The sequence below is a fragment of the Pseudomonas entomophila genome (assembly GCF_018417595.1).
In the GTDB taxonomy this organism is placed as follows: domain Bacteria; phylum Pseudomonadota; class Gammaproteobacteria; order Pseudomonadales; family Pseudomonadaceae; genus Aquipseudomonas; species Aquipseudomonas entomophila_C.
The window spans coordinates 5,453,501-5,478,726 of record NZ_CP070982.1; the positions used below are offsets into that span (position 1 = coordinate 5,453,501).

At 64.6% G+C, this 25,226-nt stretch carries 19 protein-coding genes and 1 pseudogene; 13 read left to right on the forward strand and 7 right to left on the reverse strand.

Annotated features, from left to right (window positions below):
- Positions 1–58: 58 nt before the first annotated feature.
- From ubiE to JYG34_RS23970, 12 genes and pseudogenes are all read left to right on the forward strand, one after another.
- Complete coding sequence (ubiE, locus tag JYG34_RS23920) at positions 59–829, forward strand: bifunctional demethylmenaquinone methyltransferase/2-methoxy-6-polyprenyl-1,4-benzoquinol methylase UbiE (RefSeq protein ID WP_011536066.1); 771 nt, start codon at positions 59–61, stop codon at positions 827–829.
- Positions 829–1,452 (forward strand): ubiquinone biosynthesis accessory factor UbiJ, encoded by a 624-nt coding sequence (locus JYG34_RS23925; protein WP_213658632.1) that lies wholly within the window; start codon positions 829–831, stop codon positions 1,450–1,452. The genes ubiE and JYG34_RS23925 overlap by 1 nt, the downstream gene beginning before the upstream one ends.
- On the forward strand, positions 1,449–3,062 hold the full coding sequence (ubiB, locus tag JYG34_RS23930; protein WP_213658633.1) for a ubiquinone biosynthesis regulatory protein kinase UbiB: 1,614 nt from the start codon (positions 1,449–1,451) through the stop codon (positions 3,060–3,062). Before JYG34_RS23925 ends, ubiB begins: the two co-directional genes overlap by 4 nt.
- 72 nt (positions 3,063–3,134) lie before the next feature.
- Positions 3,135–3,527 carry a phosphoribosyl-AMP cyclohydrolase gene (hisI, locus tag JYG34_RS23935; protein WP_213658634.1) on the forward strand — a complete coding sequence of 131 codons (393 nt, stop codon included), beginning with the start codon at positions 3,135–3,137 and terminating at the stop codon, positions 3,525–3,527.
- Position 3,528: 1 nt separating this feature from the next.
- Positions 3,529–3,864 carry a phosphoribosyl-ATP diphosphatase gene (locus JYG34_RS23940; RefSeq protein ID WP_213658635.1) on the forward strand — a complete coding sequence of 112 codons (336 nt, stop codon included), beginning with the start codon at positions 3,529–3,531 and terminating at the stop codon, positions 3,862–3,864.
- 135 nt (positions 3,865–3,999) lie between these two features.
- Positions 4,000–4,272 carry a twin-arginine translocase TatA/TatE family subunit gene (locus JYG34_RS23945; RefSeq protein WP_213658636.1) on the forward strand — a complete coding sequence of 91 codons (273 nt, stop codon included), beginning with the start codon at positions 4,000–4,002 and terminating at the stop codon, positions 4,270–4,272.
- Positions 4,273–4,275: 3 nt separating this feature from the next.
- Positions 4,276–4,644: a Sec-independent protein translocase protein TatB gene (tatB, locus tag JYG34_RS23950; RefSeq protein WP_213658637.1), complete on the forward strand. Its 369-nt coding sequence runs from the start codon at positions 4,276–4,278 to the stop codon at positions 4,642–4,644.
- Positions 4,641–5,432, forward strand: coding sequence for a twin-arginine translocase subunit TatC (tatC, locus tag JYG34_RS23955; protein WP_213658638.1), 792 nt, complete (start codon positions 4,641–4,643; stop codon positions 5,430–5,432). The genes tatB and tatC overlap by 4 nt, the downstream gene beginning before the upstream one ends.
- Positions 5,429–6,136, forward strand: a complete 708-nt coding sequence (locus JYG34_RS23960; RefSeq protein ID WP_213658639.1) for a 16S rRNA (uracil(1498)-N(3))-methyltransferase — start codon at positions 5,429–5,431, stop codon at positions 6,134–6,136. The genes tatC and JYG34_RS23960 overlap by 4 nt, the downstream gene beginning before the upstream one ends.
- Positions 6,137–6,346: 210 nt before the next feature.
- Positions 6,347–7,297, forward strand: a pseudogene (locus JYG34_RS26760) (methyl-accepting chemotaxis protein); the annotation flags it as partial.
- A gap of 141 nt (positions 7,298–7,438) precedes the next feature.
- Positions 7,439–8,152, forward strand: a complete 714-nt coding sequence (locus JYG34_RS26765; protein WP_430624231.1) for a methyl-accepting chemotaxis protein — start codon at positions 7,439–7,441, stop codon at positions 8,150–8,152.
- 222 nt (positions 8,153–8,374) lie between these two features.
- Positions 8,375–10,318 carry a methyl-accepting chemotaxis protein gene (locus JYG34_RS23970; protein WP_213658641.1) on the forward strand — a complete coding sequence of 648 codons (1,944 nt, stop codon included), beginning with the start codon at positions 8,375–8,377 and terminating at the stop codon, positions 10,316–10,318.
- 142 nt (positions 10,319–10,460) lie between these two features.
- On the opposite strand, the gene JYG34_RS23975 is transcribed toward JYG34_RS23970, so the two are convergent.
- The 7 genes from JYG34_RS23975 to pip all read right to left on the reverse strand — a co-directional run bounded on the left by JYG34_RS23975 (position 10,461) and on the right by pip (position 19,388).
- Positions 10,461–11,195, reverse strand: coding sequence for an amino acid ABC transporter ATP-binding protein (locus JYG34_RS23975; RefSeq protein ID WP_213661250.1), 735 nt, complete (start codon positions 11,193–11,195; stop codon positions 10,461–10,463).
- Entirely contained in the window at positions 11,188–12,150 is a 963-nt protein-coding gene (locus JYG34_RS23980) for an amino acid ABC transporter permease (protein ID WP_213658642.1), read from the reverse strand. The genes JYG34_RS23975 and JYG34_RS23980 overlap by 8 nt, the downstream gene beginning before the upstream one ends.
- A 237-nt stretch (positions 12,151–12,387) precedes the next feature.
- Positions 12,388–13,185, reverse strand: coding sequence for a transporter substrate-binding domain-containing protein (locus JYG34_RS23985; protein ID WP_044488904.1), 798 nt, complete (start codon positions 13,183–13,185; stop codon positions 12,388–12,390).
- Positions 13,186–13,422: 237 nt separating this feature from the next.
- Complete coding sequence (gene mdoH / locus JYG34_RS23990) at positions 13,423–15,990, reverse strand: glucans biosynthesis glucosyltransferase MdoH (protein ID WP_213658643.1); 2,568 nt, start codon at positions 15,988–15,990, stop codon at positions 13,423–13,425.
- Positions 15,983–17,719 carry a glucan biosynthesis protein G gene (locus JYG34_RS23995; RefSeq protein WP_213658644.1) on the reverse strand — a complete coding sequence of 579 codons (1,737 nt, stop codon included), beginning with the start codon at positions 17,717–17,719 and terminating at the stop codon, positions 15,983–15,985. Before JYG34_RS23995 ends, mdoH begins: the two co-directional genes overlap by 8 nt.
- A gap of 263 nt (positions 17,720–17,982) precedes the next feature.
- The gene (dtd, locus tag JYG34_RS24000; RefSeq protein WP_213658645.1) at positions 17,983–18,420 is read right to left on the reverse strand and encodes a D-aminoacyl-tRNA deacylase; all 438 of its coding nucleotides are present in this window, start codon (positions 18,418–18,420) and stop codon (positions 17,983–17,985) included.
- Positions 18,417–19,388: a prolyl aminopeptidase gene (gene pip, locus JYG34_RS24005; RefSeq protein WP_011536083.1), complete on the reverse strand. Its 972-nt coding sequence runs from the start codon at positions 19,386–19,388 to the stop codon at positions 18,417–18,419. The genes dtd and pip overlap by 4 nt, the downstream gene beginning before the upstream one ends.
- A 161-nt stretch (positions 19,389–19,549) precedes the next feature.
- Here pip and JYG34_RS24010 point away from each other — a divergent pair, with 161 nt between their 5' ends.
- Positions 19,550–25,123: an NEL-type E3 ubiquitin ligase domain-containing protein gene (locus JYG34_RS24010; RefSeq protein WP_213658646.1), complete on the forward strand. Its 5,574-nt coding sequence runs from the start codon at positions 19,550–19,552 to the stop codon at positions 25,121–25,123.
- Positions 25,124–25,226 lie beyond the last annotated feature (103 nt).

The window sequence follows — 25,226 nt, forward strand, 5'->3', positions numbered from 1 at the left end:
CAAGACAAATGCGCCCGATCCCCCTAGAATGGCCGTAATTTTTTTCTGGTGAAGCGAAATGACCGACCCGCGCAAAGGCGACCACGCCGAACCCACCACACACTTCGGCTACCAGGACGTGCCCGAGAGCCAGAAGGCGAAGAAAGTCGCCGAAGTGTTCCACTCGGTGGCCGCCAAGTACGACCTGATGAACGACGTGCTCTCCGGCGGCATGCACCGCCTGTGGAAGCGCTTCACCATCGAGCTGTCCGGCGTGCGCAGCGGCAACCGGGTGCTGGACATCGCCGGCGGCACCGGTGACCTGGCCGCCAAGTTCTCGCGCCTGGTCGGCCCGACCGGCCAGGTAGTGCTGGCCGACATCAACGAATCGATGCTCAAGGTCGGCCGCGACCGCCTGCTCGACCGTGGCGTGGCCGGCAACATCGAGTTCGTCCAGGCCGACGCCGAGAAGCTGCCGTTCCCGGACAACCACTTCGACTGCGTGACCATCGCCTTCGGCCTGCGCAACGTGACGCACAAGGATGAAGCCATCCGCTCCATGCTGCGCGTGCTCAAGCCAGGCGGCCGCCTGCTGGTGCTGGAATTCTCCAAACCCACCAACAAGCTGATGTCCAAGGCCTACGACGCCTACTCGTTCGCCTTCATGCCACTGGCCGGCAAGCTGATCACCAACGACTCGGAAAGCTACCGTTATCTCGCCGAGTCGATCCGCATGCACCCCGACCAGGAAACGCTCAAAGCGATGATGGTCGAGGCCGGTTTCGACCGCGTCACCTACCACAACATGACCAGCGGCATCGTCGCCGTGCACCGGGGAATCAAGCCCTGATGCTGCTGGCCGGCCTGCTCGCCAGCGTCGAGCACGGGCTCAACCGCGTCCTGCGCCTGGACAGCACCGCGCTGCCGCGGCTGGCCATGCTCGAGGGCAAGGTGGTCGAGATCGACTGCGTGCAGCCGGCCCTCAAGCTGTTCGTGCTGCCCGATGAACAGGGCCTGATGCTCGCCGCCCACTGGCAGGGCGAGGTCGACTGCACCTTGCGCGCCCCCGCCGGGCGCCTGGCGCAGCTTGCGCTGGCCAAGGACAAGACTGCCGTGCTGCATAGCCCGCAGGTCGCGCTGCATGGCGACAGTGCGGTAATGCTCGACCTGTTCGGCATCCTGCAGGACCTCGACCTGGACTGGGAATACGAGCTGCAACGCTGGCTCGGCCCGGTACCGACGGCATTGATCGCCGGCCACCTGCGCCTGCGCGCGCGCTGGACCAGGCAGGGCCTGGCCCGCTTCGGCCAGAACCTCTCCGAGTACCTGGCCGAAGAGTCCCGCACCCTGGTCGGCAAACGCGAAGCCGAAGCGGCCTTCAGCGAACTCGACGCGCTGAAAGTCGACATCGAACGCCTCGAGGCGCGCCTGCGCCGCCTCGCCCACACTCTTGATACCAGCGATAACGCATGAAGCTGCTCGCCGTCCGCCGTCTGTTGCGCATCCAGCGCGTCGTGATCCGCTACCGCCTCGATGACCTGCTGTTCGAACAACCCCTGCTGCCCTGGTGGCTGGCCAGCCTGCGCCTGCTGATGCCCTGGCGCTGGCTGCCGCGCAAGCCGCTGGAACTGAGCCGTGGCGCGCGCCTGCGTCTGGCGTTGCAGGACCTCGGGCCGATCTTCATCAAGTTCGGCCAGTTGCTCTCTACCCGCCGCGACCTGCTGCCCACCGATATCGCCGACGAACTGATGCTGCTGCAGGACCGGGTGCCGCCATTCGACCCGCAGCACGCCGTGGCGCTGATCGAAGAGCAGCTCGGCTCAACGGTGGGCGAAGTGTTCAGCCGCTTCGATGTCGAGCCGCTGGCCTCGGCCTCGGTGGCCCAGGTGCATGCAGCCCGCCTCAAGAGTGGCGAGGAAGTGGTGGTCAAGGTGGTGCGCCCGGGCCTCAAGCCGGTCATCGCCCAGGACCTGGCCTGGCTGTTCCTGATCGCCAAGGCCGCCGAGCGGGCCTCGGCCGATGCCCGCCGCCTGCACCCGGTGGAGATCGTCGGTGACTACGAAAAGACCATCTACGACGAACTCGACCTGCTGCGCGAGGCGGCCAACGCCAGCCAGCTGCGACGCAACTTCGAGGGGTCCGAGCTGATGTACGTGCCCCAGGTCTACTGGGACCTGTGCCGTCCGAAAGTGCTGGTGATGGAGCGCATCTACGGCGTGCCGGTCACCGACATGGCCACCCTGGCCGACCAGCGCACCGACATGAAGATGCTCGCCGAGCGCGGCGTCGAAGTGTTCTTCACCCAGGTGTTCCGCGACAGCTTCTTCCACGCCGACATGCACCCGGGCAACATCTTCGTCAGCACGGTCAAGCCCTGGAGCCCGCAGTACATCGCCATCGACTGTGGCATCGTCGGCAGCCTGACGGCCGAAGACCAGGACTATCTTGCCCGTAACCTGATCGCCTTCTTCAAGCGCGACTATCGCCGCGTGGCGCAGTTGCACATCGATTCGGGCTGGGTGCCGGCGCAGACCAAGGTCAACGAGTTCGAGGCGGCGATCCGCACCGTGTGCGAGCCGATCTTCGAGAAACCGCTCAAGGATATCTCTTTCGGCCAGGTGCTGATGCGCCTGTTCCAGACCGCCCGGCGCTTCAACATGGAAGTCCAGCCGCAGTTGGTGCTGCTGCAGAAGACCCTGCTCAACATCGAAGGCCTGGGCCGCCAGCTGTACCCGGACCTGGACCTGTGGAGCACCGCCAAGCCGTTCCTCGAGCGCTGGATGCGCGGGCGCATGAGCCCGAAGGCGGTGATCGGCAACCTGTACAACCAGGCCGAGCAACTGCCGCACCTGGCGGACATGACCCGCGACCTGCTCGAACGCCTGTCACAACCGCACCTCAATGATGCGCAACTGCCCGAACGGCGCCGCCAAGGCGACAACTGGGCGCTACGCCTGCTCGGTGCCGGCCTGCTCGGCGGCGGCGCGACGCTGGCGGCCGGTGCCGTCAGCCTCAGCGCCCCGGGCGCCTGGCCGGCATGGTTGATGCTGGCCGCAGGCCTGTACCTGATCGTGCGCCGATAGCCAGCCGCGCGGCTGGCTGGCACACTAGCGCAAGAGGCCCGGTACAGGAGCGGGCCCGGTTTGGAGTCGACGATGAAAGACTGGCTGGACGAGATCAAGTGGAACAGCGATGGCCTGGTGCCGGCGATCGCCCAGGACCACAAGACCGGGCGCGTGCTGATGATGGCCTGGATGAACCGTGAATCCCTCGCCCTGACCGCCGCCGAGCATCGCGCCATCTACTGGTCGCGCTCGCGGGGCAAGCTGTGGCGCAAGGGCGAAGAGTCGGGCCATGTGCAGAAACTGCACGAGATGCGCCTGGACTGCGACGCCGACGTGATCATCCTGATGGTCGAGCAACTGGGGCATATCGCCTGCCATACCGGCCGCGAAAGCTGCTTCTACCGCGTCTATGAAGACGGCCAGTGGAAAACCGTCGACCCGGTCCTGAAAGACCCGCACGCCATCTACAGCGCAGGACACTGACATGAGCGACACACTGAACCGCCTCGCCGAGGTACTGGAAGAGCGCAAGCAGGCGGCGCCGGACAGCAGCTATGTGGCCAGCCTGTATCACAAGGGCCTGAACAAGATCCTCGAGAAGCTCGGCGAAGAGTCCATCGAGACCATCATCGCCGCCAAGGATGCCGCCGTCAGCAAGGATTACAGCGATGTCATCTATGAGACCGCAGACCTGTGGTTTCATAGCCTGGTCATGCTCAGCGCGCTGGGCCAGCACCCACAAGCGGTGCTCGACGAGCTGGAGCGCCGTTTCGGGCTTTCCGGGCATGACGAGAAGGCTGCGCGCCAGCCTTCTGCCTGAATGATTGCGGGGGGCGCAAGGCCGCTCCCACAGGGGCCGCGGCGCCTGAAATTCCTGTAGGGCCTTGTGCCGCGATGGGCTGCACAGCAGCCCCCAGGGCCCGATAGACCGACACATATTTCTCAGGAGTACGAAATGGGCATTTTTGACTGGAAACACTGGATTGTTCTGCTGGTCGTCGTGGTACTGGTGTTCGGCACCAAGAAACTGAAGAACTTCGGCAGCGACCTGGGCGAGTCGATCAAGGGCTTCCGCAAGGCCATGAACGAAGAAGAGAACAAACCCGCCGAGCAGACCCCGCCACCGGCGCAACCGGTCCCACCAGTGCAGAACACCACGCAGCAGGCCCAGGGCCACACCATCGAAGGCCAGGCCCAGCCGGTCCAAGAGCCGCAGCGGAAAGACTGACCCATGTTCGGCATCAGTTTCAGCGAGCTGCTGCTCGTCGGCCTGGTCGCCCTGCTGGTGCTCGGCCCCGAGCGCCTGCCGGGCGCCGCGCGCACTGCGGGATTGTGGATCGGCCGTCTCAAACGCAGCTTCAACGCCATCAAGATGGAAGTGGAGCGCGAGATCGGCGCCGACGACATCCGTCGTCAACTGCACAACGAGCACATCCTGCAGATGGAACAGGAAGCCAAGCGCATCCTCAACCCTCTGGTGCCGCCCACACAACCGCCGGCCACCCCTGAAACGCCCGTCACGCCTGCCACCGAGGCCGCCACCGCGCAGCCCGCCGCAGCGCCACCCTCCGAGCCGCCACAACCGCCACGAGCCCCATGAGCGAAAATCCGGAACATGACCAGCCGATGCCGCTGGTCTCGCACCTGACCGAACTGCGCACCCGCCTGCTGCGCTGCGTCGCCGCCATCTTCCTGATCTTCGCCGGGCTGTTCTCCTTCGCCCAGCAGATCTACACCCTGGTCTCGGCGCCGCTGCGCGCCCACTTGCCGGCCAACGCGACGATGATCGCCACCGACGTGGCCTCGCCGTTCCTGACGCCGTTCAAGCTGACCATGATCGTCTCGATGTTCCTGGCGATCCCGTTCATCCTGCAGCAGATCTGGGGCTTCATCGCCCCGGGCCTGTACCGCCACGAAAAACGCATCGCCATCCCGCTGCTGGTGTCGAGCATCCTGCTGTTCTACGCCGGCATGGCCTTCGCCTACTTCCTGGTGTTCCCGCTGATGTTCAGCTTCTTCGCCGCCGCCACCCCCGAAGGCGTGTCGATGATGACGGACATCGCCAGCTACCTCGACTTCGTCATGACCCTGTTCTTCGCCTTCGGCGTCGCCTTCGAGATCCCGGTGGCGGTGGTGCTGCTGGTGTGGATCGGCGTGGTCGACGTGCAGTACCTGAAGAAGATCCGCCCGTACGTGATCATCGGCTGCTTCGTGGTCGGCATGATCCTCACGCCGCCGGACATCTTCTCCCAGACCCTGCTCGCCGTGCCCATGTGGATGTTGTTCGAGGTCGGCGTGCTGTGCGGCAGCCTGATCCGCAAGCGCAGCCACGCACACGATGAAGCCCCCAACGACCACAACGACCAGCCGCCTGCGACCCAACCGTGAACCTGTTGCTCCTCGAAGAGGCCGACTTCGTGTCGGCCGACCGCGTCATCCTGGCCGACCGCCGCTTCACCCACATGCAGGAGATCCACCGCGTGGCGGTGGGCGACAGCCTGCGCGTCGGCCGCATCGGCGGCCTGATGGGCAAGGCCGAGGTGATTCGCCTCGAAGGCCATGAGGCAGAACTGCGGGTGGCCTTCGACCAAGCGCCGCCGGCCAAGCTGCCACTGACCCTGGTGCTGGCCGTACCCCGCCCGAAGATGCTGCGCCGGCTGTTCCAGACGGTCGCCACCCTGGGCGTGCCACGGCTGATCCTGGTCAACAGCTACAAGGTCGAGAAAAGTTTCTGGCAGACGCCGTTCCTGCAACCCGAGACCATCCGCGAGAACCTCATTCTCGGCTTGGAGCAGGCCCGCGACACCGTGCTGCCGGAAGTGATCATCGAGAAGCGCTTCAAGCCCTTCGTCGAGGACCGCCTGCCCGCCATCGCCGAAGGCACCCTGGGCCTGGTCGGTCACCCCGGCCCCTACCCGGCCTGCCCGCGCGCAGTGGAAGGCCCGGTCACCCTGGCGATCGGCCCGGAAGGCGGCTGGATCCCCTACGAAGTCGAGTTGCTGGGCAGGGCTGGCCTGGCCCCCGTGCAACTGGGCGATCGCATCCTGCGTGTGGAAACGGCGGTCACCGCCCTGCTTTCGCGAATTTTCTGACGCAATAGTCAAGTTTTTACCATCAAGTTTCGCCGCTCCTCGCCGATGGCCTGTGCAAGAGAACAATAATCCGCACTGCCACGCGCCGGGGAGTCGTCTATGTACCGTTGGTTTGCCCAGTCACTGGGGAATGTAAGCGTCAATCGCAAGTTGGGGGTTGGTTTCGGCCTGGTGCTGCTGCTCACCCTGGGCATCACCTTCACCGGGTGGATGGGCATCGACAGCGTGACCAGCCGTGGCGACAAGCTCGGCAACATCTCGGTGATCCACCAGTACACCCAGGACCTGCGCCTCGCCCGCCAGGACTACGAACGCAACCGTGATGACGCCGCTGTCGGCGCGATGGAGAAGGCCCTGGCCAACCTCGAGCGCCAGGTGCAGTTCATGCTTGGGCAGATCGAGCTGCCCGCCGACCGCCAGCGCCTGGACCAGCAGCAGGAGGCCATCCGCCAGTACCAGCAAGCCTTCGCCGAGCTCAAGCAGGCCGGCCAGCGCCGCGAAGCCAGCCGCGGCATGCTCGGCGACAGTGCCGACAAGGCCGCCGAGCTGATCGGCAAGGTCCAGCAGCGCCTGCTGCAGGGCGGCGATATCAGCCAGTACCAGCAGGTGGTGCAAGTCAGCGCCCTGTTGCAGCAGGCACGCTTCCAGGTGCGCGGCTACACCTACAGCGGCAAGGCCGAATTCCAGCAGACCGCGCTGAATGCCATCGACCAGGCCCTGGCCGTGCTCAAGACGCTGCCGGCCAAACTCCCCGCCGAGTTCGCCGCCAGCCTCGACGACGCCGCCACTGCCCTGGCCGCCTACCGTGACGCGGTGAACCAGTTCGGCACCGCCCAGGCTGCCAGCGAACAAGCGATGCAGCGCATGTCTGCGCAGGGCCAGGTGCTGTTGAGCACCAGCCAGGACATGACCGTCTCCCAGACCCAAGTCCGCGACCAGGGCACCCAGCAGGCCAAGTCCATGCTCGCCGGTGCCACCGCCCTTGCCCTGCTGCTGGGCGTCGTCGCCGCATTCGCCATCACCCGGCAGATCATCGTGCCGCTGCGCCAGACCCTGGCCGCCGCCGAGCGCGTGGCCAGCGGCGACCTGCGCCAGGACACGCTGGTCACCCGCCGCGACGAGCTGGGCCAGTTGCAGGCCAGCATGCAGCGCATGACCCAGGGCCTGCGTGAGCTGATCGGCGGTATCGGTGACGGCGTCACCCAGATCGCCAGTGCCGCCGAGGAATTGTCGGCGGTGACCGAGCAGACCAGCAGCGGGGTCAACAACCAGAAGGTCGAGACCGACCAGGTGGCCACCGCCATGAACGAGATGGCCGCCACCGTGCAGGAAGTGGCACGCAACGCCGAGCAGGCCTCGGAAGCGGCGCTGATGGCCGACCAGCAGGCTCGCGAGGGCGACAAGGTGGTCGGCGAGGCCATCGCCCAGATCGAGCGCCTGGCCAGCGAGGTGCAGAACTCCAGCGAGGCGATGAACCAGCTCAAGAGCGAGAGCGACAAGATCGGCAGCGTGCTCGATGTGATCAAGTCGGTGGCCCAGCAGACCAACCTGCTGGCGCTCAACGCGGCCATCGAGGCCGCCCGCGCCGGTGAGGCCGGGCGTGGCTTTGCCGTGGTCGCCGACGAAGTGCGCAGCCTGGCCCAGCGCACCCAGCAGTCCACCGAGGAAATCGAGGAACTGATCGCCGGCCTGCAGAGCGGCACCCAGCGTGTGGCCAGCGTGATGGACAGCAGCCGCGAGCTGACCGACAGCAGTGTCGAACTGACCCGTCGCGCCGGCAGTTCGCTGGACACCATCACCCGCACCGTGTCTTCGATCCAGTCGATGAACCAGCAGATCGCCACCGCCGCCGAGCAGCAGAGCGCGGTCGCTGAAGAGATCAACCGCAGCGTGATGAACGTGCGCGACATCTCCGACCAGACTTCGGCCGCCAGCGAAGAGACCGCCAGTTCCAGCGTCGAGCTGGCGCGGCTGGGCACTCACCTGCAAGGGCTGGTGGGGCGGTTCAGGCTGTAATGGCCAGCCCCCTGTAGGAGCGGCTTGAGCCGCGATCATCCGCAAAGCGGGTGCCGCACACCGCGGTGCCTGCATCGCGGCTAAAGCCGCTCCTACAGAACCCAGCGCGCTCTTCACGATTTTTCTTATTTACCGCTAGGAATTTTCCTACCCAAATCTCAGGTCCAGTCCTACGCAGTCCCGGCCGATGAGTCCCCTGAACCCATTCGCCGGAGACTCACCATGCTCGGACCTTTCAACCGCCTGCTTGGCCACCTCAGCGTGCGCCTCAAGCTGACCATGGGCTTTGCCGTGGTCCTGCTGCTCACCTCATTGACCACCCTGACCGGCTGGCTCGCCCTCGACGATGCCATCGACCGCTCGGAAAAACTCACCCAGATCGCCCAGCTCAACGACTACAGCAAGGACCTGCGCGCTGAGCGCATCACCTTCCGAGTGCTCGGTGACGACGAAAGCCGCGCCCAGCTAGCCCAGACACTCAGCCAGGTCGAAAGCCTGCTGGCCAACATGCTCCCGCGTTACAGCGCCCCGGAAGATGTGCGCCTGTTGACTGAAAAGGGCGAAATCGTCGGCCGCTACCGGAGCGACTTCGACAAGCTCCAGCACGCCTTGCAGGCCCGACAACAGCGGCACGACGCGTTGCAAGGACAAACCGGTGAACTGGAACACGCTATCAGCGACCTGCAAGGCCAGTTCATGAAGCGCCTGAACCAGACCACCGCCCAGGGGGAAGCCCTCAACTTCATCGAAGCCCTTGAGCGGCAGGTGGAAATCGCCAGCCAGCAGGCCTCTGTTCCGGCCTATTACAGCAAACCGCTGCAAGCCTTCGAACAGGTCGGCCAGAACGCTGCAAGCAGAGCCGAGACCACCCTCGAGCAACTGCGCCAGTGGTTGCCTCGCGTCGATCTCGACAGCACCCTGCCCGACCCTGTAGCCAGCAACCTGGCCCGCTTTCGCGAACAGCTCAGCCAGTATGCCAAGGCAGCGATCATCGTCGAACAGCTGCAGAACGACATGGAACAGCTGGGCAACCAGATCACCACCAGCAGCCAGGCCCTGAGCAATCACCAGATCGAGCAGCGCGATGAGCAGGCCCTGGCCGCCCGCAGCCTGATGACCAGCGTCGCCCTGCTGGCCCTGCTGATCGGCGCCCTGGCCGCCTGGGTGATCAGTCAGCAGATCACCGTGCCGCTGAAACAGGCCCTGCGTCAGGCCGAACGTATCGCCCAAGGCGACCTGAGCCAGGTCGACGAGGTAATACGCCATGACGAACTGGGGCAACTGCAAGGCAGCATGCGCGCGATGACCTTGAGCCTGCGCGACCTGCTGGGGGGTATCGACCATGGTGTGACCCAGCTGTCCAAGGCTGTCGATGAGCTGGCGACCGTCAGCGAGCAGACCCAGCTCAGGGTCGGCCAGCAGAAAGAGGAAACCGACCAGGTGGCCACGGCGATGAACCAGATGAGCGCCACGGTCCAGGAAGTGGCGCAGAACGCTGAGCAGGCCTCGCGGGCGGCGACTGCGGCCGATGAGCAGGCGCAACGGGGCGACCAGGTGGTGGCCCAGGCGGTCGGGCGCATCGAGCAACTGGCCGGGCAGATGGAACACTGCCAGGCCGCCATGGGCCACCTGGCCGGGGAAAGCCAACGCATCGGTTCGATCCTCGATGTGATCAAGTCGGTGTCCGCGCAGACCAACCTGCTGGCGCTGAATGCCGCCATCGAGGCGGCGCGGGCCGGAGAGGCCGGACGCGGCTTCGCCGTGGTCGCCGACGAGGTACGCGGCCTGGCCCAGCGCACCCAGCAGTCCACCGAGGAGATCGAGCAATTGATCGACAACCTGCACAGCGGCACCGACCAGGTAATGGGGCTACTGGACGACAGCAGGCAGCTCACCGAGCAGAGCGTCGAACTCAGCCGCCAGGCGGGCGATGCACTGGGGCAGATCACCGAAACCGTGTCGACCATCCAGGGCATGAACCAGCAGATTGCCACCGCCAGCGAACAGCAAAGCGTGGTAGCCGAGCAGATCAATCGCAGCGTGATGAATGTGCGGGATGTGTCCGATCAGACCCATGAAGCCAGTGAGCAGACAGCGGCTTCAAGTGGTGAGTTGGAACAGCTGGGGCGGGCGTTGCGGGGGATGGTGGGGCGGTTCAGCCTTTGACACACATGGATTCGCAGAACGGTCGTGGGAGCGGGCTTGCCCGCGAACACGGGCGAAGCCCGTGCCAGGCGTCGCCGTTGCCAGCGTCGGCCTCATCGCAGGGCAAGCCCGCTCCCACGAGGTACTCGCAGCACCTACAAGATCAGAGCACCTGACGCAGGAACGCCTGCGCGCGCGGATCCTTCGGCGCGGCAAAGAACTCCTGCGGCGCCGAGTCTTCCAGCAGCTTGCCATGGTCGAAGAACAGCACACGGTCAGCCACTTCCCGGGCGAAGCCCATTTCGTGGGTGACACAGACCATGGTCATGCCTTCCTGGGCCAGGGTCTTCATCACGTCCAGCACCTCGCCGACCATTTCCGGGTCGAGCGCCGAAGTCGGCTCGTCGAACAGCATCACCTTCGGGTCCATCGCCAGGGCACGGGCGATGGCCACCCGCTGTTGCTGGCCGCCCGAGAGCCGCGACGGGTACTCGTTGGCCTTCTGGGCAATGCCAACCTTCTCCAGCAGCGCCCGCGCCTTGGCCTCGCGCTCGGCCTTGCCGCGCTTGCGCACCACCTTCTGCGCCAGGCACAGGTTCTCCAGCACAGTCATGTGCGGGAACAGGTTGAAGTGCTGGAATACCATGCCGACTTCACGGCGATAGGCGTTGATATCGGTCTTCGGGTCGTCCAGCTGCAGGCCGTCGATGGCCACATGGCCGTCGTCGAAATGCTCCAGGCCGTTCAGGCAGCGCAGGAAGGTCGACTTGCCCGAGCCCGAAGGCCCGAGCACTACCACCACCTCGCCCTTGGCGACGCGGGTGGTGACGTTGTCCACCGCACGCACCACCATGCCGCGGGTGTCGAAGACTTTCAGCAGGTCACGGACTTCAATCACTTTGCGCAAGCCTCCGCTCGAGCCGGCTGGCGATGTGCGACAGCGGCAGGTTGATCAGCAGGTACAGGCCTGCCACGCAGAACCAGATCTCGAAGGTCGAGAACGACGTGGTGATGGCCTCGCGGCCGCTCTTGGTCAGCTCGGTGATGGCGATCACCGACACCAGCGAAGTATCCTTCACCAGGCTGATGAACTGCCCGGCCAGCGGTGGCAGCACGCGCTTGAAGGCCTGGGGCAGGATCACGTGGCGCATCGACTGGCTGCCGTTCAGGCCCAGCGAGCGCGCCGCTTCGTTCTGGCCCTTGGCGATCGACTGCACGCCGGCACGGACGATCTCGGCCACGTAGGCACCGGTAAACAGCGCCAAGGCCGCAACCCCGGCGAATTCACGGGACAGGTTGAGCACGGTACCGATGAAGAAGTAGAAGATGAAGATCTGCACCAGCAACGGCGTGCCGCGCACCAGTTCGACGTAGACCGTGGACAGGTCGCGCAGGGTCGGGTTGTTCGACAGCCGGCACAAGCCAGCGAACAGGCCGATCACCAGGCCCAGGGCGCCGGAGATCACCGAAATCCACAGGGTGGTCCACAGGCCCCAGGCCAAGGGGCCAGCAGCCCAATGGCGAGTCACGCCGATAGCGTCGCCTTCGGCGACATCATCGCCACGGGCCAGCAGCAGGCTATCCTTGGCAACGTCGATGACCTGGGTGTCACCGCCTTCATCTTTCAGGGTGACCCGGGCGTTGTCGCCGGACACCACGATTTCCTCGATCGTGCCTGGGTTGGCGGCACGCTGGGTTTCCTCGGCCTTGTAGGCGAAGTATTGCGGAACGCGGTTCCAGCGCCACTCGTAGGATATCATCGAGGTGGCCAGGTACAGGCTGAACGCCAGGCCCACCAGGACCAGCGCGGTCAACCCATGCCAGGGCCACTGGGCTTTCTTGTGTTTGATCACTTGGGGTACTTCCGCAAAAAAAGAAACGCGCCGGGTGGAGCTTTGGCGGTGGCCTGCGAAGTGTGCGCTGTACTTGCTGGCCTCTTCGCGGGTAAACCCGCTCCTACACGGTTTGGCGCCACCTGTGGGAGCGGGTTTACCCGCGAAGAGGCCAGCTAAAACATCCGCTGTCCTCGACCTGCCACCCTCGGCGCCACCTGCGCGTCAGGGTCAGAGCCTGGGCTTGTGGCCCGGGCCTTATTCCATTTCCTTCAGCCAGTCCTTGTTCTTGAACCACTTGTCGTGGATACGATCGTAGGTTCCGTCATGCTTGATCTGGTGCAGGAAATTGTTGATGAAGTTAATGCTGTCGTAGTCGCCTTTCTTCAGGCCGAAGGCCAGCGGCTCGTAGGTGAAGGGTTCTTCCAGGAACGCCAGCTTGCCGGCACCGGCCTTTTCCACGGCCACCACGTTGTACGGCGCGTCGTAGACGAAGGCGTCGGCCTTGCCGTTGACCACGTCCATCACCGCTTCCTGCTCGTTGTCGTAGCCGTGGTACTTGGCCTTGCCGATCAGCTTCTTGGAGACCATCTCGCCGGTGGTGCCCAGCTTGGAGGTGATGCGGTACTTCTCGTTGTTCAGGTCCTTGTACGACTTGATCTCGCCCACCAGCTCCTTGCGGATCAGCAGGGTCTGGCCGACGACGATGAAGGGTTCGCTGAAGTTCAGGCGCAGGTTGCGCTCCTGGGTGAGGGTCATGCCGCTGCCGATGAAGTCGAACTTGTCGGTCAGCAGGGCCGGGATGATGCCGTCGTAGGCGGTGGAGACGGTCTCCAGCTTGACACCCATGGACTTGGCCATCGCCTTGAGAATGTCGACTTCGAAGCCGATGATCTCGCCGCGCTTGTTGGTCATCTCGAACGGCATGTAGGTCGGGTCCATGCCTACACGCAGGGTGCCGCGCTTGACCGCGTCGTCGATGGCGCCGGCCTGGGCGGCGGTTACCGCGATGAGGGCGGTCGCACCGACCAGCAGCCGCGACAGGTATTTCTTCATCATCACCAAGTCCCCTAGCAAGAAGTACACGATTTGTTCTTGTAAGCATGGCCTGACAGACCGATGCGTAATGTCGGGTGGGATGCTAACGCATGCGTGGGCTGGGACCTAGAGCCGGTGGGGACTTTGTTGGCCAAAAAAACAATAAGAAGGCGGGGGGGTGTCGCCCCTTGTTCGCCGGCAAGCCGGCTCCTACGAGGTCGAGGGTGAACCTGTAGGAGCCGGCTTGGATCAGACTCACGCCAGGGCTGGCTGAGCCACGTTCTCCGGATGCAGCGGCAACAGCGGCGAGTGCGGATCGTTGTCAATCGACGCACGCCACACATCGATCCAGGCCGCGTTGTGCTCGGCCCAGACCCGCTCGTGCAGGCGCGACAGCGCCACCGGGTCGCTCAGCAGGGCCAGACGGGTGTTGCCGTCCAGGCCTTTCGGGCCGACTTCCAGCGCCTTGGCAACGCGTTCCGCGCGCAGCGCCTCGATCGGTGCGGCCTGGCCGTGACGCGCGGTGGCCATGGCGCAGGCCAGGGCATTCTGGCGCGGGTCGACCACGGCACGCACGAAGCCGTCATGCAGGGCATGCCAGCGGTTCTCGTGGGTGTACTGGTCGGTGGCCAGCAGCTCGGGCGGGGTGGCGTATTCCTCGGGGATGAGGAACAGCTTCTCGTCCCTGGCCGCCAGGCCCAGGCGCACGCGGCTGGAAATCACCGAAACGGGGATCGACAGCACCAGCGAGCCGACGATCGGCGCCAGCCACCACAGGAAGCTCGGGTTCAGCCAGGCAACCAGGCTCGCCCAGGCAATGCCCAGCAGTGTCTGCGGACCATGGCGGCGCACCGCTTCGCTCCATGGGGTGGAGTCGTCGTCACGCTGCGGCGAATTCCAGGTCGCCGCCCAGCCGAGGAACGCGGCCAGCACGAAGCGGGTGTGGAAGATCATCCGCACCGGCGCCAGCAGCATGGAGAACAACATCTCCAGCAGCATCGACAGGGTGACCTTGATGCGCCCGCCAAACTCGGTGGCGCCCTTGGCCCAGATCAGGATGACGCTGAGCAACTTGGGCAGGAACAGCAGCACGATGGTGGTGGAGAACAGCGCGATGGCTTTCTCCGGGTGCCACTGCGGCCATAGCGGGTAGAGCTGGAACGGCTCGATGAAGTATTGCGGTTCCATCAGCGTGTTGGTCGCCAGCAGCGCGGTCGACAGCACCAGGAACAGGAACCACAGTGGCGCCGACAGGTACGACATCACCCCGGTGAGGAACACCGCACGGTGTACCGGGTGCATGCCCTTGACCAGGAACAGGCGGAAGTTCATCAGGTTGCCGTGGCACCAGCGACGGTCACGCTTGAGTTCGTCGAGCAGGTTGGGTGGCAACTCTTCATAGCTGCCCGGCAGGTCGTAGGCGATCCACACGCCCCAGCCGGCACGGCGCATCAGCGCGGCTTCGACGAAGTCGTGGGAGAGGATCGCACCGGCGAAGGCCCCCTTGCCCGGCAACGGCGCCAGGGCGCAGTGCTCGATGAACGGCTTCATGCGGATGATCGCGTTGTGGCCCCAGTAGTGCGACTCGCCCAGTTGCCAGAAATGCAGGCCGGCAGTGAACAGCGGGCCGTACACGCGGGTGGCGAACTGTTGCAGGCGCGCATACAGGGTGTCCATGCCCGAGGCCTTCGGCCCGGTCTGGATGATGCCGGCGTCCGGGTTGGCCTCCATCAGGCGCACCAGGCTGCTCAGGCACTCGCCGCTCATGACGCTGTCGGCGTCGAGCACGACCATGTACTTGTACTCGCCACCCCAGCGACGGCAGAAGTCGTCGAGGTTGCCGCTCTTGCGCTTCACGCGGCGGCGGCGGCGACGGTAGAAGATGCGGCCGAAGCCTTTCGCCTCGCGGCACACGTCCAGCCAGGCCTGTTGTTCGGCGACGGCGATGTCTGTGTCGTTGGTGTCGCTGAGCACGAAGAAGTCGAAACGGTCGAGGTTGCCGCTGGCGGCCACCGACTCGAACGTTGCGCGCAGGCCGGCGAACACGCGCGGCACATCTTCGTTGCAGATCGGCATCACCAGCGCGGTACGCGCTTCGGGGGCGATCGGCTCGTTGCCGGCACTGCTGCCGGAAATCTTGTATTTGTCACGCCCGGTGAGCAGCTCGAGGAAGCCCATCAACGCGGTCCAGAAGCCCGCCGACACCCAGCAGAAGAGGATGCCGAAGAGCACCAGGATGGAGGTCTGCAAGGCATAGGGCCAGACCTGGACCACCGTGTCCCAGAACGGCTGGTGGACGATTTCGTCGAAGTCGACGAACGACCAGCCCTGGTACGGCAGGATGCCCTTCATGTACCAGCCGGCGACGAGGGTCTGGCCGATCATCAGGGTGAGCAGGATGTAGCGGCGGATCGAACCGACCGTGCGCCAGCGCGCCGGCGGCAGCTCGCGCTTGGGCGGCTGCGGGGCGTTGGTGCGGCCGGTCATGCGCCGCCACATGCGGATCAGCACGTTGGTGCGCCACGGTTCGGGAACGACCTTGGTGCGCTTGATCGGCGGGGCGATCTTCAGGCACAGCCGCCCGCTGGCGTCGACGCCGAGCATTTCGGCCTCCTCCAGCTCGGCGGCGCTGCCGACGGTCAGACGCGGGCCCACCGAGGCCTGGGCGGCCTCGGTGGTGCCGGCGGCCGGTTGGGCCGCCAGGTGTTGGTGCAGCTCGCTGAACGAGGTGCAGCGGGCGAGTTCCGCGCGCTGCTCGTCGCTCAGGGGGAGGTGGGCCAGGTACTCGCTCAGCGATTCCGGCCTTGCGCTTGAGTTACTCATCGGCAGGCAACTGATAGCTCCAGGTCTCGGTCAGCACTTTCTCGGTGGTGGCCGGGGTCCCGTTGGTGGATGCCGCGTCGGCGGCGGGTTGCTCGGCAGGCTGCTCGGCCTTGGCCTTTTCGGCCTTGGCGTGGGCATGCTTGGCCGCGGCCTTGTCCTGCTTGCTGTCCTTGGCGGGCTTGGGCGCCTCCACCGGTACGTCACGCAGCAGCGCGGCACGCATCTCGGTGGCTTTCTTCGGGTCCTGCACCTTCAGGCGCAGGGTCAGGCGCCAGCCCTTGGTTTCCGGGTTGTAGCGCAGGTTGTTCTCGACCACTTCGGCGTTGTCGCCGACGCTGACCTGGCTGCGCACGGCGGTGTCCGCCGGCAGGGTGGCCAGGTTCGGGCCGATGAAGTCGACCAGGAAAGCGACGGTGCCATCGGCCTGACGGATCAGGTTGGACTGCTTGACGTCGCCGGTGGAACGCAGGGTCTGCTTGACCCAGCCCAGCTCAGGCGAGTGCAACTGGTCTTCCTTGATAGTCCAGCGCAGGCGGTAGTCGTACTCGAACGGCTTGCCTACTTCCGGCAGTTTTTCCGGGCTCCAGAACGCCACGATATTGTCATTGGTCTCGTCGGCGGTCGGGATCTCGACCAGATCGACGGTACCCTTGCCCCAGTCGCCTTTTGGTTCGATCCAGGTGCTTGGGCGCTTCTCGTATTCGTCGTCGAGGTCTTCGTAGTCGCTGAAGTCGCGCTGGCGCTGCAGCAGGCCGAAACCACGCGGGTTCTCGACGCTGAAGTTGCTCACGGCCAGGTGTTTCGGGTTGTTCAGCGGGCGCCACAGCCACTCGCCGTTGCCGGCATGGATCGACAGGCCTTCGGAATCGTGCAAGGCCGGGCGGTAGTTCATGACTTTCGACGGCTGGTTGGGGCCGAACAGGTACATGCTGGTCAGCGGCGCGATGCCCAGGCGGCTGACGTTGTCACGCAGGTAGACGCGCGACTTGACGTCGACCAGGGTGTCTTCGCCCGGACGCAGGGTGAGCTTGTAGGCGCCGGTGGAACGCGGCGAATCCAGCAGCGCGTAGATCACCAGGTGCTTGTCTTTCGGCTTGGGCTTCTCGATCCAGAACTCGCGGAAGCGCGGGAACTCTTCACCGGACGGCAGCGCGGTGTCGATGGCCAGGCCACGGGCCGACAGGCCATAGCGGTGGCCCTTGCCGACCACGCGGAAGTAGCTGGCGCCAAGCAGGGTCATGATCTCGTCCTGCTTGTCGGCCTTGTTGATCGGGTAGAGCACGCGGAAACCGGCGTAGCCGAGGTTCTTGGTGGCATCGGCGTCATGCGGCACGTCGCCGAACTCGAAGCGGCTCGGGTCGTACTTGATCTCTTCGACTTTGTTGGCGGTGATCTCGTTGATCGTCACCGGCGTGTCGAAGTGCATGCCCTGGTGGTAGAACGAGAGCTTGAACGGCGTCTTGTCCTTGGCCCACTCGGCCTTTTCCTGCAGGAAGCGGATCTTCTGGTAGTCGGCGTACTTCATGTCGCGGAACACCGGAGGCAGGTTGCTCTTCGGTGCCTCGTACTTCTGGCCGGCCAGATCCTTTGCCTTGGCTGCAACATCGTCCAGATTGAATGCCCACAGCTGGCCCGCGCTCATCAGGCCGACCAGCGCCACGCCGGCCAGCATGGCCTTGCGCAGCCGGGTACCGGGGATTCTAGGTGCAATACAGGGGCTTACAATCACGAGCAATCCTCGCCGAAAACAGATCATGAAACCAACGGCCAGCGACCAATGCCGGGTTGGCGAGCACTGTTCGGACCCCGTGAGGGCGTAATGATTCCCCAAACGGATCCTGACAATGCTCGAGTCAAAGTGAAACGAACCTGCGAACGCAGGTCCATGCAGCGCGCGATTATCCAGCAGGTCGCGTTACAACGCATCAGGCTGGACAAACTATTTATCGTACAAAACCCCTTGTTTTTCGACAAACAAAGGGTTTTTTGACCTCATATTTGTAACATAAATGTTACCGGGCCATCATTGACCAGATGCACCTGCATATCTGCGCCGAAGCGACCACTGGCTACATCCGGGTGCTGACCCTGCGCACGTAGCAGCAGATAGTCGAACAGCTCGGCGCCGAGGGCCGGTGGCGCCGCCGTCGAGAAGCTCGGGCGCATGCCGTTGCGGGTATCGGCGGCCAGGGTGAACTGCGACACCAGCAGCAGGCCGCCGCCAATGTCCTTCAGCGAGCGGTTCATCTTGCCCTGCTCGTCGCTGAACACCCGGTAGTTCAGCAGCTTGTGCAACAGTTTGTCGGCATGCTCGGGCGTATCTTCAGGCTCGACCGCCACCAGCGCCAGCAACCCGTTGTCGATGGCGCCCACGATCTCCCCCGCCACTTCCACCCGCGCGCCGCGTACGCGCTGGATCAACCCCTTCATGCTTCTTCCAGGGGCAAGTCGAGCAGGCGACGGGCCATCTGATCGGCAGCGCGCACCAGGGCGTCGGTGATGCCAGGCTCGGAGGCTGCGTGGCCGGCGTCGCGGATCACCTTCAATTCACTGTTCGGCCAGGCCTGATGCAGTTCCCAGGCGTTGTCCAGCGGGCAGATCACATCGTAGCGACCGTGCACGATCACCGCCGGCAGGTGGGCGATCTTCGGCATGTCGCGAATCAGCTGGTCCTGCTCGAGGAATGCATTGTTGGTGAAGTAATGGCATTCGATGCGGGCGATCGACAGGGCGCGCTGCGGTTCGGAGAAGCGATCGACCACCAACGGGTTCGGGCGCAGGGTGGCGGTACGGCCCTCCCACGTGGACCAGGCCTTGGCGGCATGCATCTGGGCGATCTGGTCGTTGCCGGTCAGGCGCTTGTGGAAGGCCTTGACCAGGTCGCCGCGCTCTTCCGGCGGGATCGGCGCGATGTAGTCCTGCCAGTAGTCGGGGAACAGACGGCTGGCGCCCTCCTGGTAGAACCAGCTGATTTCCTGCGGACGGCACAGGAAGATCCCGCGCAGGATCAGGCCATGCACACGCTCGGGGTGGGTCTGGGCGTAGGCCAGGGCCAGCGTCGACCCCCACGAGCCGCCGAACAGCACCCATTTTTCGATGCCCAGGTGCTCGCGGATACGTTCCAGGTCCTCGACCAGGTGCCAGGTGGTGTTGTTCTCCAGGCTCGCGTGGGGCGTGGAGCGGCCACAGCCGCGCTGGTCGAAGGTGATGATGCGGTACAGGTTGGGGTCGAAGTAGCAGCGGCTCTGGGCGTCGCAACCGGCACCCGGGCCACCGTGGATGAACACCACGGGCAGACCTTCCGGCGAGCCGCTTTCGTCGACATACAGCACATGCGGCGCTTCCACGGCCAGATCGTGCCGGGCGTAGGGTTTGATCTGCGGGTAGAGGGTCTGCATCGCGCACTCCGTGTGAGGTTTGGTTCGGCCGTGGGCCATCATAAACCTGAATTGCGCTTTGAGCATGCTCCACCGTTGCCCCTGCCACATATAGTTACCCCTTTACCGACCTTGGCACCCGGGATAGTGCGGTCAGCCTCAAGCAGAGCAAGGACCTGCACATGCCGACAGACCCAACACCCCGCAACCTCCTCCACCATGGGGTAATCGAGCGCAACACACCCTCCTGGATGAAAACCGCGCCAACCGCCACACACAAGGCCCTGCGCGCAGCCTTCGCGGCAGCCCCCGCCACGTTCAAGGCCGCATGCCTGCAACACCCCGACGTCGTCAAGGCGCTGGCGCAGGAGCATGAGCGCTACCGGGCCGGCAATCTCGCGGCACAGGGCCTTTTCGCCAGCCTGCCCGACCTGGAAGCGTTCGCCAGCGAGCAGCTGGCCGCCGCCATCAAGCAGCGATTCAAGCTTGAACTGGATGTGTCGGACACCTATCTGTTCGACGCCGTCGGCTATGCCCAGCAACGTCAGACGGGCCAGGCCAAACCTGAAGATTTCGTTCGCTCGCTGAAACATCATGCGCTGCAGAACTTCGAGGCTTCGGCCACCGAAGCCGGCGGCATGGATGTCCCTACGCCGCACATGCGCTCGGTCATCCTCGACCAGCGGGGTTATGGGAGCGGGCCACCCTTCGACAATGTGGTGGCTATCGAACCGACGGACTTCGCCGCCCTGTGCCGCACACTGGACATCGGCGGTCAGTACCTGGCCCTGATCGACAACATCTACTACCCCTCCCCCGCCCTGTCGGCGGACACCGACGCTTCATGGGAAGAGCGGTTCGCCGCCCAGGCTCCGGTGCTGGATACACTCGGCCAGGTCGAACTGTCAGCCTTCAGGCAAAGCGTGCACTGCGCCTTCCTGCAAGGCCAGGTCGGCCGAGCCGCCTATGACGCGATCCTGGCCACGTCGCTGGAGAGCCTGGACAAGCCAGCGCAGGCCCCGGCCAGGTTCAGTTTTCTGACCCTGTGGGGCACCGAGCTGAACGGCATGGTGCTAATCCAGCTCCAGAGCAGTCCAACCGTGGTGCTCTACACCCCGCACGCAACTGAATCGCCACTGCGTGAATACCCTTCGCTCACGGTGCTAAAGCAGCAATTGCGCGATGCAATCCAGCAAGACCTGAGCGTCATCACCCGCCACATGCCGGACGCGCAAAAGGCACAACTGGCGAGCAAGGTGCAGGATCACCTGATGCCGCTGACCTTCACGCTGAAAAACATCTACGAAAGGGTAGCCGACCCTGAGGCCGAACTGCCTCTCGCGCCGCGCGCGCTCAGCCGCCCGTTGCGCACCGAAATGCTCTACCAGAACTTCACCAGGCTGCGTGACGACGCCAGGCACCATGCCGTCCCGACCCTGGCCATGAATGCCAAGACCTTCAAGGCCCGTCTGGCCTATTTCGAGTCGATCGCCCTTGGCGCGCTGAACGTCGTCGGGTTCGTCGTGCCCGAGGTCGGCTACCTGTTGCTGGCGGCGACGATCCTGCACCTGGGCAGCGAGGTCTATGAAGGTGTCGAAAGCTGGGCCAACGATGACCGCCAGCAGGCTTTTGCCTATCTGCTGGATGTGGTCGAGAACATCGCCTTCCTCGCGCTCAGTAGCGCGGCCGGGCATGCCATCAAGGCAGAGCTGGGAGGCGCGGCGCAAACGTCCGGGGAAGGTACTCCGGTGCCTGCCCCGCCCCCCATTGAGACGCCGTCGTTCATCGAAGAGTTGATAGAGGTCGAACTGCCGGATGGCAACAAGCGCCTATGGAAACCCGACCTGACACCCTATGCGCAGCAACCCGTGTTCCCCTCATCGCTCACCCCGGATGAACTGGGCCTGCAGCGTCACGATGGCAAGCTCTGGCTACGCCTGGACGGCAAGGTTTATTCGCTCAAGCGATCTGCCGAGACTGGCACTTACAGGATCGAACATCCCAGCGATCCCCATGCCTATGCGCCTGCGCTGCGCCACAACGGCACCGGGACCTGGCTGCACGAATCGGACCGCCCCCGGGAGTGGCCAGCCCTGACGCTGTTCAAACGCCTTGGATACCGAGCCGAGCGATTCGACGATGAGGATGCCGCACGGATTCTGGCTGTCAGTGGCATCGACGACGGCGCCCTGCGCCGGGTCGTGAGCGAAAGCCAACCACTACCGGCACCGCTCGCGGATACCTTGGAGCGGTTCCGACTGGACCGCGAAATGGAGGACACGCTGCCCGCATTCTTGCGCCACTCAACATTTACCGAGAACTACCGGCGGTTACCCGCAACCCAGGCGCCAGGCGCAGCCGTGCTGCAACGCATCTACAAAGACCTGCCCAATGCATTCGTCGAAGAGCTGCTTCGCCATGCCGATAGCGCCGAGCTGCAATCCTTGAGCGCAGGTAAGGTCCCCAGGCGCATCGGCGAAGAAGCACGCCTCATGCAGCAGCAGGTCCGCCTCACGCGGGCCTACGAAGGCCTGTACCTACGCTCGGTGGACAACCCCGACACCGAGCGGCTGGTCCTGCACTCCTTGCCGCGCTTGCCTGGATGGTCCAGCGACACGGCCATAGAGCTGCATCGCGGCAGGCTGTCGGCCAGCCGGGTCGATGGGATCGGCCCAGAAGGGACATCCGCCAGGATCATTACCCACACCCCACAGGGATATCGGTTGACCGCTGAAGCCGCCTATTTGCCGGATACCACCCACAGCTCACTCTACCAAGCCCTGTTCGCCGCCCTCCCTGAAACCCAGCGCCAGGCACTGGTAGCTGCCGGCATCTCCGACGCAGAGACCCTGGCAGAACGCCTCAGGCAAGCGCCACTGTTACCCCGCTGGGCCCTGCGCAAAGCGCTGAAAATGCAACGCCCAGGCCCGCGATCGCCCATGCGCCTGGCCGATGGACGCCTGGGCTACCGGCTGAGCGGTGACGGTAAGCTTCCCGAGGCGCCCACCCGCAGCACTCTGCTGTCGCAGCTCGACGACATGGCGCTGTCACCAGCATTTGCGCAGTCATCGGAACGCATACTGATGGCCTTGGAAAGCGCCGAGCTATCGCCCACGCAGATCCAGTCACGTATAGAACAACTGCGTGCCGAGCAGCAAGAACTGCGTCAGAGCCTGGTCGAAGCATTCGCGGGCCCCGGCCAGATACCCGGGCTAGGCGCGCTGACCGCCAACCGGCAAGCGATCGAAATGGCCCTCTGGCAGCACTGGGCTCACAGTGCCATACCGGAGCTTGGCGAACCTACGGGCACGCTACGCCTGGCCAGGATGTTCATCGCCGAGTTCCCACGGCAGCTCCCGGAGTTCATTGGCTCTCGGGTCCAGCGCCTGCAACTGGACAACATTTGGCTCGATTACTCGACTAACCCCCCCCTGAACTGGACACAGTACGAAGCACAGCTGGGCAATCTGTTTCAGCACTTCCCCAACCTGTCGGCGCTGGAGATCGAACGCGAGCATGACGCGCTCGCTGGCGCGTCGGAACTGGCCAACAGCCTGCCGCTGATCGTCAGCAGCTTCCCACGCCTCAGTGAACTGCGGCTGGTCAACCAGAACCTGACGCTGTACCCACTGGACCTCGATCGCTTTGCCAGCCGCGAACAGCTGCGTCACCTCGACCTGAGCGGCAACAGGTTCGCCCCGCTTGCCACATTCAGCTTCCCTGGCATGTACCTTGAGCACTTTGGCCTGGATCGCATGGGCCTCGATCAGTGGCCAACCTGGCTGGACGAGTCTGCGTTGCTGAGAATTGGCACGCTGTCGCTGCGGGACAACAACCTGGTCCGCGTCCCCGACACATTGCCGGCCAATGTCGAGGGGGCCACCGAACGTACGCTGATCCGCCTCGATGGCAACCCCCTGCGCCCAGCACAACTGCTGGAAATGTACCGCAGTCAAGGCATGCCCCAGCGCCGCTTCGACTTCAGCCTGGGTACCACGCGCATCATCGAAGAGTACCAAGGCCTGCGTAACGCCATCGACTCCTGGAGCAACCCCGTTCAACCGCTGGACGAACAGACAACCCGCGCCAGGACAGAAATTGGCCAGTCGATACTGACATTCTGGGAGCGCCGAGTGCGTGATGACACGCTGTCACCCTGGCAATTGGACACCTTCCGCCAGGCGGATTTCCCGCCCACCCTGCCTGCGTTCTTCGCCCCTTATGTCGACATTGTCCGGCTCAACCAGGTGCAACTGACAACACAGCAGCTCGATCAGTGGCTGCGGCGTTTCCCGCACATCACCCACCTGGTCCTCGATGGCCATATCCACCCGTTGCTGGGCCTCCCCGAGGCCCTTACCGACCTGCAGTCGCTCACTCGACTCAGCCTCTTGAACCTCGGCCTGGAGGTCGACCGCCGGGCGATGGCGCTCATTGCACGCCTCCCCACGCTGCGCGAGGTGGACCTCTCCGGGAACGTGCTGAGCGATCGATTGCGCAACCTCAACGCGCTGCCCAGCCGCCTCGACCGCCTGGCCCTGCGCAACATGGGCCTGGAGCGCTGGCCAGACTGGCTGTTCAACCTGATGCCCAGGTTCACCCTGGATTTGCGAGAGAACCGTCTGACGACACTGCCACGGGCAGTATTGGACAACCCACGCAGCCCCTATGGCAGCACCGCCCTCCTGCTGACCGACAACCCCCTGACAGCCGACACGATGCGCGCCGCGCACCTGTCGCAACGTTATGACCGCAGCTTCACATTCGACATGGACCTGCCCTTGGACATCCTCATGGCCTCGCCACAGGGCACCGAGGCCGGCAGCGCCTTTGGCAGCTCGCTTGGCAGCCTGGGCAGCACCGTCAGCAGTGGCAGCTCGCACGGCCACGGCTACGCGCCCTGGGCGGCGTTGCTCGACCTGGATGTCACCCCCTGGCTCGAAGGCAGCGCAGGCTTGCGGCAAACGCGCAGCAACCAGTGGCAACGACTGCGTGACGGTGGCGAGGCAGAGAACCTGCTGCAGTTGGTGACCCAGCTCACGACCTCGGTTCCCTATCGTAATGCCGATTCCAGGCCCGCCTTCATCGAGCGAGTCTGGCGCGTGCTGGACATGGCCGCGAATCAAGCGACGGAGCGTGAATTGTTCGAGGCCATTGCCGAGGACGCGATTGCCGAAGGCACCTGCCCGGATGGCATGCTGCTGCAATTCCAGCAGGTTGAGCAGAAGCACCTGATCGCCCAGGCGGCGCTGGAGACGACCGGCGAACATCGGGAATCGAGTCTGTATCGCCTGCTGCGTCGCTTGTTCCGCCAGCAGCGGCTCGATGAAATCGCCAGCGCCAGGTCGCCGCACCAGGATGCCGCCGAGGTCCGCTTGGCCTATCGGCGTCTGTTGGCTGAGCGCCTGGACCTGCTGACGCCGGCGGACGAAATGATGTTCGGTGCCGACGTCAGTTCGGCGGACGCCACCGATGCGGCCTTGCGTATCTGGGAAGATGAAGAGGGGGAGGATTTCCTCAAGTTCGCCACCAGTACACCCTTCTGGACCGACTACCTGCGTGATGCCTATGCCGATGCCTTTGCCCAGATCCAGAGCACGTTCCAGAGTGCGGTCAACAACCTGCAGTACGACCACCCGCAAGCGAGTCTGGATGAACTGGCGGCACCGACCCGCGCGCTGGAGGCACAGCGGGACAAGCAGGTGGAAAACCTGATCAGCGAGCTGACCTTCCGCATTCGGGCCGATCACCGTTAGTCACGCGCTGTCCCAACACTGCAGGAGCCAGCTTGCTGGCGAACACAAGCACCGCGATGGCAGGTGCCGGTGTTCGCCGGCAAGGCCGGCTCCTACAGGGATC